We start from the raw sequence: 7,659 nt of genomic DNA on the forward strand, positions 1-7,659 counted from the left end.
TTCATCGTTCCTCCTGGTTGATTGGTTTTTGTCGACATAATTTTACCAGAAAACGGTGAATCATTTTTTGTTGCACTTAGATTGTAAATTCAAGATATAGAAAGGCAGTTATTTTAAGAAACCCGAGGAGGGAAAAATGCGTAAACGGTTCTATGCGCTCTGCCTGATGGCGGCGCTCCTGTCGTTTCTGCCCGGCCACGCGTCGGCGGAATCGGAAACGGCGGCGCCTGCGGCAGAAAGCGCGGCGGTAGCGGCGGTCGAACAGACGACGCCGGCTGTCGCCAAGGCAGATGTGCCGCAGAGGGCGGCGCCCGCGAAACCGCCCGAAAAGGCGGACGCGGCGTTGCCCGCCCAATCGGAGGCGACCTCGAAGGCGGCCGCGGAAGAAGCGCCTGCCGCTTCGAATGCGGCAGCGGCCCCAGAGACGCCCGGTCCGGTAGCGGCGGCAGATACAGAGGACACACCGGTAGAAGAAGCGCCGGAAGAAGAGAAAGACGCAGCGATCCCCGATGTAACGCCACCGGCGGAAGAAGCCGAGGCGGAAGGCGACGAGGTACAGGCGGCCACAGACGACGAGGCCGATGCCATTGAGGCGGAACCCGAAAAAGAAGCGGCTGCCGATGCGGCAGAGATTACCGACGGGGAAAAACAAGAACCGGCGGATAGCGCGGCGGACACAGCGCGTGATCCCGAAGATGGACCCGCGGCCGACTCCGAAGCGGTGGCCGACGTGCTCGAAGCGGGCACCGAACTCGACGCCGAGGCGCTCGCCCGCGCTCCCAAAGCGCTGGGGGCCGCCGCGCAAGCGGAAGAAGCGGATGCGGTCGTCGAGGTCCACAGCTTCGACGAGCTCAAAACGGCGATTCAAAATGCCGGTTCGAAGAAGACCGTGATCAAGGTTATGGAGAGCTTCGAATTGACCGAGAAGCTGACCATCGCAGAGGATCAGAACATATTGCTTACGGCGGACAACGAACAGACCGCCGAGGAACCCTGGAAGCCCATCGAACAGCCGGCGGATTCGAATGATGCCGGTGAAGAAAAACAGAGAGAAAGCATTGATGCGGGCAGAAACCGCGGCGAAGAGGCTTTAGAAAAAGCCGATACGCCCCTGCCTTCCGAAAAAAAGGCGCGATTATTCTAAAGCGCGCAAAAGAGTTTGTGAAAGATACTTTATTTGCAATCTTTGGTACGTTGACATGGGGCGACGAAGATAGCGCCATCCATATCGACGGAAACGAAGAAGTAGAGACGGAATTCGACGATCGCGGCGCTATTGCCACGGTAGAAAACGGCGGCAGCTTGACCCTAAAGAACGGCACGGTGATGCACGCCAATAACAAACACGGCCACACCGCGCCGATCAAGGTAAAGAAGGGCGGTACCTTCACGATGGAAGGCGGCCGCATCTCCCATAACAAATCCTATGAGCGGATCGATCCCGACTACACTCGTCCCACTTCGTCGGGCGCGGTCTATGTAGACCCCGGCAGCACCTTCCATATGACCGGCGGCATGATCGACAACAACGACGGCGGCATGAGCGGCGGCGTGTTTGCCGGCAGCCTGTTCGGCAGCACAGGCGATCCCGCCCGGGTGATCATCGACGGCGGCATCATCGCAAACAACAGATCGAATACGCGGTACCAGTCCGGCGGGGGGATTACGATCTACCCCAAGGCGGAGCTGCATATGAACGACGGCATTGTAGCGGGCAACAAATCCGGTTCCGGCGGCGGGATCGCCGTGTCGGATCAGTTTCTCAGTGAATTTTCGAACATTATAAATCGCGAATACGCCAATACACCGGCAGATTACGAAAAACATTTGGAAGAAAATAAATCCGAGGCCTTTATCGACGGCGGACTGATCTACAAAAACAAAGCATCCGCCGTCGGCGGCGGGGTCTATGTGGACACGAATTTCGTCCACTTCGGCAAGACCATGATTTTGGACAACAAATCCGGGAACTTCGGCGGCGGGGTCTATATCTCCTTTCCGCCTCGCATTCAGACCCTCGAGAATTTGTTGATTACGGAAAACACGGCGATTGCCACCTGGATCGATTCCTTCGGCGGCGGCGACGGCGGCGGATTGTGGAACTGCCCCACGGGCTATGTCCACATCGGCGACAAGCACACCGTCTACGTTTTCGACAACGAGGCCAAAGGGAGGGGTAGGACATCGGCTTTTCCGAAAAGACGAAGTACTTCCTCTTAAACAAAGAAAATATTCAAGACAAATTCTACTCCCACATTCTACGCATTCGGTGAACTGAACGTAGAAAAGAGTTGGAAGGTGCCGGAAGCGCAACTGCCGAAGAGCGTAACCCTATACCTCCGCCTGGACGGCGAGCGGATCGTCGACGGCTACGACGAAGCTGGCAAACCCATCTACCGCACCCTGACCTTGACGAAAGAGGACGGTTGGAAGGGCAGCTTCGACAAGCTGGACCCCGGTGCCCTGGCGAAGGGCCGCTACACGCTGGAAGAAGATTCCGACGTATTTGCGCCGAAGTTTACGCCCAAGGACGACACCTACGACATTCGCATCGAGTATGCGGACAATTACAAACCGGAAGCAGATCTGACCGACGACGGATTGATCCGCCTGCTCCCCACCAACGATCACTTTAAAGATTTTGCCGGCAATATTACTTTGAACCTGCACAAGGACGGCAAGGTCATCGACTCGCAAGTATTTACTTGGAATAAAATTCCCCATCCGGTTTTGGATGGAGAATTCCTCACGGAGTTAGACAAAGAAGTCGTCTTCAAGTCCCTGTCTCTCCCCAGCTATGGCACGGGGATTCGCGTACGAAGCTATGACCTCGTAACCAACGACCCAGGGTTTACGACCTACGACTTCTATCTCAAGCAAGGGGAAGACGGGTTCTACACCCTCTACCTGCCGCGGCTTGTGATCGACGGCGTGCCCTACGAGTTGTTTAATGTCACCAAGATGGAACCGAATAAGTACGGCTCGTATGGTAAGGAAAGTATAATCTTGCCCGGTGATACCGAAAATACGGGCATGGCGACAGAAAACCACAAGGGACCCGGCCATGAAATCGAGATTTCGAAGCGCTGGAAAGGCGAGGGCAATGCCCCCGATTCGATTACCGTTGTGGTCGTCTCCGAAAACGGCGACACGCGCGAGGTCGTCCTCAATGCAGACGGCGATTGGCAAGACCGCATCGCCGACTTGGAGGGAACCTTCCGCAAGCACGGCTACATCATTCGAGAAGTAAAGGTACCGGGCTACACCGGCACCGTAGATACGAATAAGAACTTGCGGATCGTCGATAAGGACGGCAAAGCGGTCAATTTTGACGAAACCCTCGCCAAGAAGGCACTCGAAAGCGGCAAGTATCGCTACGAAGTGATCGACGGCAAAGACGTAGAAATCATAAAGGAAGAGGACGGATCCTATCTCATCCGCTATCCCGAAGGGATGAAGGTGACCGAGATCCTGGACGTCATCCTCACCAATACCGCCACGCCGCCGGATACGCCGGACAATCCGCCGGAGGAACCGAACTACGGCGAGCTCATTGTCTCGAAGACGGTGATCGGCGAAGAAAGCGGCAAGGACTTCCGTTTCCGCGTTGTCCTACAAGACGCGAACGGTGCAGAGCTTAAGGATGTCTTCGATTACTTGAAAGAGCGGATCGACGGCGAAACCCTGCGCGGCTCGATTCAGAGCGGTGAGATCTTTACGCTGAAAGGCGGAGAGACCTTCCGCATCTTAAAACTCTCCTACGGCACGAGCTATATCGTAGAGGAATTGGACAAAGCAGGCTATACCGTGACCGAAAGATATACCCAAGGTGTGATCGGAGCGGCAGAGATCCGGGCAGAATTTACAAACCATAAGATCCCGCAAGAACCGCCGGTAACGCCTCCGGAAGTACCGGAAGAACCGCCGGTAACACCGCCGGAAGTGCCGGAAGAACCGCCGGTAACGCCGCCGGAAGTGCCGGAAGAACCGCCGGTAACGCCGCCGGATACACCCAAGGTGCCGCCCTTTGATAAGATTACCAAAAATCCCAAGGGCAAAGCGCCGCAGACCGGCATCGACGGCATCGGTATGTACCAGGCCGCCATGCTGTTGGCCATGGGCGGATTGGCCTATATGGAAAGTAAGAAAAGACGATAACACAAATTGTATGAGGCATCCCTACGGGGATGTCTTTTTATGTGGTGAATGTATGAACCCTCGCAAGCTAAAAGGCGAGAGGAACTCCGGTCGAATAAAGGAAAATTAATATCAAAAACCCCTTGCAATTTCTCCAAGAGGTCTATATAATGAAGTTGTAAACGATATGAATTATCAACTCGGCGGTACATATTCGATAAGTCGTGTCGTTTACACCAAAACAGACGGTTGTTTTACGGTACCGTCGAGGGAATAGAAAGGAGGAACTATGATTCCTGTGGTGTACTGGTCCGGAACGGGCAATACGGAAGCCATGGCTAAGGCGGTGGCGGAAGGAATTGCCAATGCCGGCGGCGAAGCGGAGCTGATCGAGGTTGCAGATGCGACCGCGGATACGGTTCGCGCGGCGGAAAAGATCGCCTTCGGATGCCCCGCCATGGGCGCAGAGGAACTGGAAGAATCCTATATGCGGCCCTTTATGGACGAGGTAAATTCCGATCTCAAAGGCAAACACGTCCTCCTCTTCGGCTCCTATGAGTGGGCCGACGGAGAGTGGATGGAGCGTTGGGAGGACGAGGTCCGCGGATTGGGCGTCGCCTCGGTAGACGTCTTGATCGTAAAGGGCACGCCGACGGAAGAGGACGCGAATGACTGTATGGCAAGCGGCGGCGTGCTTTGTAAAGCGTAAGCTCAAAGAAAATACCCTCACTTATCTGGAAAACTGCAGAGATTGCGGTGACGGGGAATATCTCCTCGCCCTCCTAAAACTTTACACGGCGCCCACCGTATTTGCGGCAAAGACCGGCACGCTGGTCAATCTGAACGCGGGCGGGCGCGATCTGTATCGCTGTTGGCGTTGTAACGATTCGCTCCGAAAGGCAATACCCCTTGCGTATCTGGAGCTTGAAAACGAAAAGGGAACGCCACTCTTGTACTTTTACCATCCGAAGCGCCTGAAACGGCGCCTTGCGCGGCGGGATTGCCGGGCATTTTTAGAGAATCGCGGCTATGTATATACGAGCGCTGCGGAGGCACTCCGCGAGTTGCGTGCGCGGTTTCGGACGGGATGCCCCGACGAGATCGGCATATTTCTCGGCTATCCCCCGGCGGATGTGCAGGCTTTCAGTGAAAAGCGCGAGCATCGCTATGTCGACTATTGGAAGTGCTACGAGCATATTTTCCGATCGAAAGTCCTATTTTTTCTGTACGATGTTTCCAAACACTTTGTCATTCAAAGAACGATATACCTTCCCGAATAGAACGATCAATCCTAGATGAAAACTACTTTTCCTAAACCATACAAAGGCGGACTCGAGAGAGTCCGTTTTTTGTTTGCGCCGATTTAGAAATATTTTGAAAAAAGAGTTGACACTGTATTAAGACGATAGTACAATATGGTTGTATTAAGGAAGTGATACAGATTGGAGAGGAGGTCCCATGGACTTTGACGCAAGTCGGCCGATCTATCTGCAACTCTACGAGGTATTTCGTCGCCATATCGCGGCGGGGGAATGGCCCGGGGGCGAGAAGATCGAATCGGTGCGGAATTTGGCGAAGGCGTATCGGGTCAATCCCAATACGGTACAGCGGGCATTGGCGGAATTGGAAAGGGAGGATTTGATCGTGACGGATCGCACCAGAGGAAAATATGTAACCGAAGACGAGAATTTGATCGCGCTCTTGGGGCGGGACGCGTTTGTAGAAGCGTGTAGGGAGCTTCGGCGCATCGCCGACGACCTGTCGATGAGCAAGGAAGTGGCATTGAAACTGCTGTCGGAACAGTGGGAGAGAGGAGGAGACGATGGAAGCCGTACGCATTAACGAACTCTCGATGGGATACCGCGATACGCTCGTGCTCGACGATTTGGAGCTCGCGATACCCGCCGGCAGTATGGTGGGGCTTTTGGGGCCCAACGGCGCCGGCAAGACGACGCTGTTAAAGATCCTTGCGGGCCTGGAGATGGCCTACCAAGGCGAAGTTAAGATCTGCGGCAGCGTCCCGGGGCCTACGAGCAAGGCGAAGGTCAGCTACCAGCCCGACCATTTGCCCCTCGCCAAGGATATGCGGGTGAAGGAGACGACGGCGCTTTACGAGACGTTTTTCGAGGACTTCGACACAAAGCGGGCCAATTTTATGATCCGGCGTTTGGGTCTCGATCGGGAGAGCCGGATTCGGGAGATGAGCAAGGGCATGCGAGATAAACTGCAGATCGCGCTCACCCTTTCCCGCCGGGCGGAGGTCTATCTCTTGGACGAGCCCATCGGCGGGGTGGATCCTGCGGCGAGAAGCGGCGTGATCGACGCCATACTCGACGGCTTCGACGACGGCGCGACGCTGATCATCTCCACCCATATGGTGGCGGACATCGAACCGTTGATCGATCGGGCGGTGTTCCTCGGCGGCGGAAAGGCGTTGCTCAACGAGAACGTGGAAACGCTGCGGGCGGTACACGGCAAGGGATTGGAAGAGATTTTTCGGGAGGTGTATGATGCGTAAGCTGCTGGGATACTTTTTTAAGCGGGATCAAGTGGTGCTCTTGTCGGCATTCGGCATTTCTCTCTTGGCGTGTCTGATCAGCCGGGCAAATGCCGCACCGGAGGTGACGCTCTTTGCGGCGATGGCCATCTATGTCGTTGCGGTCGCGGGCGGGATTGTCGTATTGGCGCGCGACTACCGGGCGTTCTGCGGCGATCGTTCCCCGTTTTTTGCCGCCCTTCCCCTTACGGGGCGGCAGGTCGTCGGCGCGCGGTTTGCCTATCTCGGTCTCCTTTTGCTCCTAATGAGCCTGATCGGGGCCTTTATGGGTGCGCGCCTGTTGGTATTGTTCTCTGCGGCGATCGGCGGCCAGTTAAATTTCGTCATCGAACAACTGAAAGTCATGTATTCGCAGCCGAGCGGCATCGCCCTCATCGGCAGCCTGTTTTTGCTTAATCTGGGCACGCAGGTCGCACTGTGGTTGTTTGCGGTTTCGGTGGGGAGCGAACGCACCCTTCGGCGCTTTAGCTTCGGCGGGCCGGTCCTCGTGTATATCCTCACCGCCCTCGGAATCGGTGCCATAGACACCCTTTTGGGGGCGCTCTTTCCCTTCGGCTTTGTCTTTGAATGGGGACGCGGATTTTTCTTCGGCGCGATTCAGCCGGAACAGGAGCTGTTCGGACTACCGCTCACCATTTGGATCGTGTCGGCACTGTGTGTCGCCCTCGGCCTCTGGCGGAGCGCGTATAGCCACAATCAAAAACTTTCGGCGTATTGAGAAAGAAGGCGCGTACCGGTGTGTACGCGTCTTTTTTTTGGAGAAAGGGCGCGGGGTGTAGTGAGGTAGACTGCGCAGCCCACCCCCTTGTCATTCTGAGCGAGGAATTTATTCCGAGTCGAAGAATCTCTTTCTCTGTAAGGGGTTAGCGTAAAGCCGGGGCCGTACCACACGATGAGGCTTTTATCGTCAATGTGACCCGCAATAGTTCACTAGAGATCCGTTCGACTCCGCTGCGCTCCGCTCA

8 protein-coding genes are annotated in these 7,659 nt (G+C 55.5%); all 8 read left to right on the forward strand.

What is annotated here, in order from left to right:
* Nucleotides 1-136 precede the first annotated feature (136 nt).
* Entirely contained in the window at nucleotides 137-1,144 is a 1,008-nt protein-coding gene (locus QO008_RS07925) for a hypothetical protein (RefSeq protein ID WP_307385558.1), read from the forward strand.
* 17 nt (nucleotides 1,145-1,161) lie between these two features.
* A complete protein-coding gene (locus QO008_RS07930) occupies nucleotides 1,162-2,220 on the forward strand; it encodes a hypothetical protein (protein ID WP_307385560.1) in 1,059 nt (352 codons plus the stop codon).
* Nucleotides 2,221-2,274: 54 nt separating this feature from the next.
* Nucleotides 2,275-4,158, forward strand: a complete 1,884-nt coding sequence (locus tag QO008_RS07935; RefSeq protein WP_307385569.1) for a DUF7601 domain-containing protein — start codon at nucleotides 2,275-2,277, stop codon at nucleotides 4,156-4,158.
* Nucleotides 4,159-4,426: 268 nt separating this feature from the next.
* Nucleotides 4,427-4,846: a flavodoxin gene (locus tag QO008_RS07940; RefSeq protein WP_307385562.1), complete on the forward strand. Its 420-nt coding sequence runs from the start codon at nucleotides 4,427-4,429 to the stop codon at nucleotides 4,844-4,846.
* The gene (locus tag QO008_RS07945; RefSeq protein ID WP_307385564.1) at nucleotides 4,806-5,417 is read left to right on the forward strand and encodes a DUF3793 family protein; all 612 of its coding nucleotides are present in this window, start codon (nucleotides 4,806-4,808) and stop codon (nucleotides 5,415-5,417) included. The genes QO008_RS07940 and QO008_RS07945 overlap by 41 nt, the downstream gene beginning before the upstream one ends.
* Before the next feature lie 178 nt (nucleotides 5,418-5,595).
* Nucleotides 5,596-5,979, forward strand: a complete 384-nt coding sequence (locus QO008_RS07950; protein ID WP_126464624.1) for a GntR family transcriptional regulator — start codon at nucleotides 5,596-5,598, stop codon at nucleotides 5,977-5,979.
* Nucleotides 5,960-6,655 carry an ABC transporter ATP-binding protein gene (locus tag QO008_RS07955; protein ID WP_126464625.1) on the forward strand — a complete coding sequence of 232 codons (696 nt, stop codon included), beginning with the start codon at nucleotides 5,960-5,962 and terminating at the stop codon, nucleotides 6,653-6,655. Before QO008_RS07950 ends, QO008_RS07955 begins: the two co-directional genes overlap by 20 nt.
* Nucleotides 6,648-7,412, forward strand: coding sequence for a hypothetical protein (locus QO008_RS07960; RefSeq protein ID WP_307385568.1), 765 nt, complete (start codon nucleotides 6,648-6,650; stop codon nucleotides 7,410-7,412). The genes QO008_RS07955 and QO008_RS07960 overlap by 8 nt, the downstream gene beginning before the upstream one ends.
* The last annotated feature ends 247 nt before the right edge of the window (nucleotides 7,413-7,659 follow it).

The sequence above is a fragment of the Aedoeadaptatus ivorii genome, from assembly GCF_030815095.1.
Taxonomy (GTDB): Bacteria; Bacillota; Clostridia; order Tissierellales; family Peptoniphilaceae; genus Aedoeadaptatus; species Aedoeadaptatus ivorii.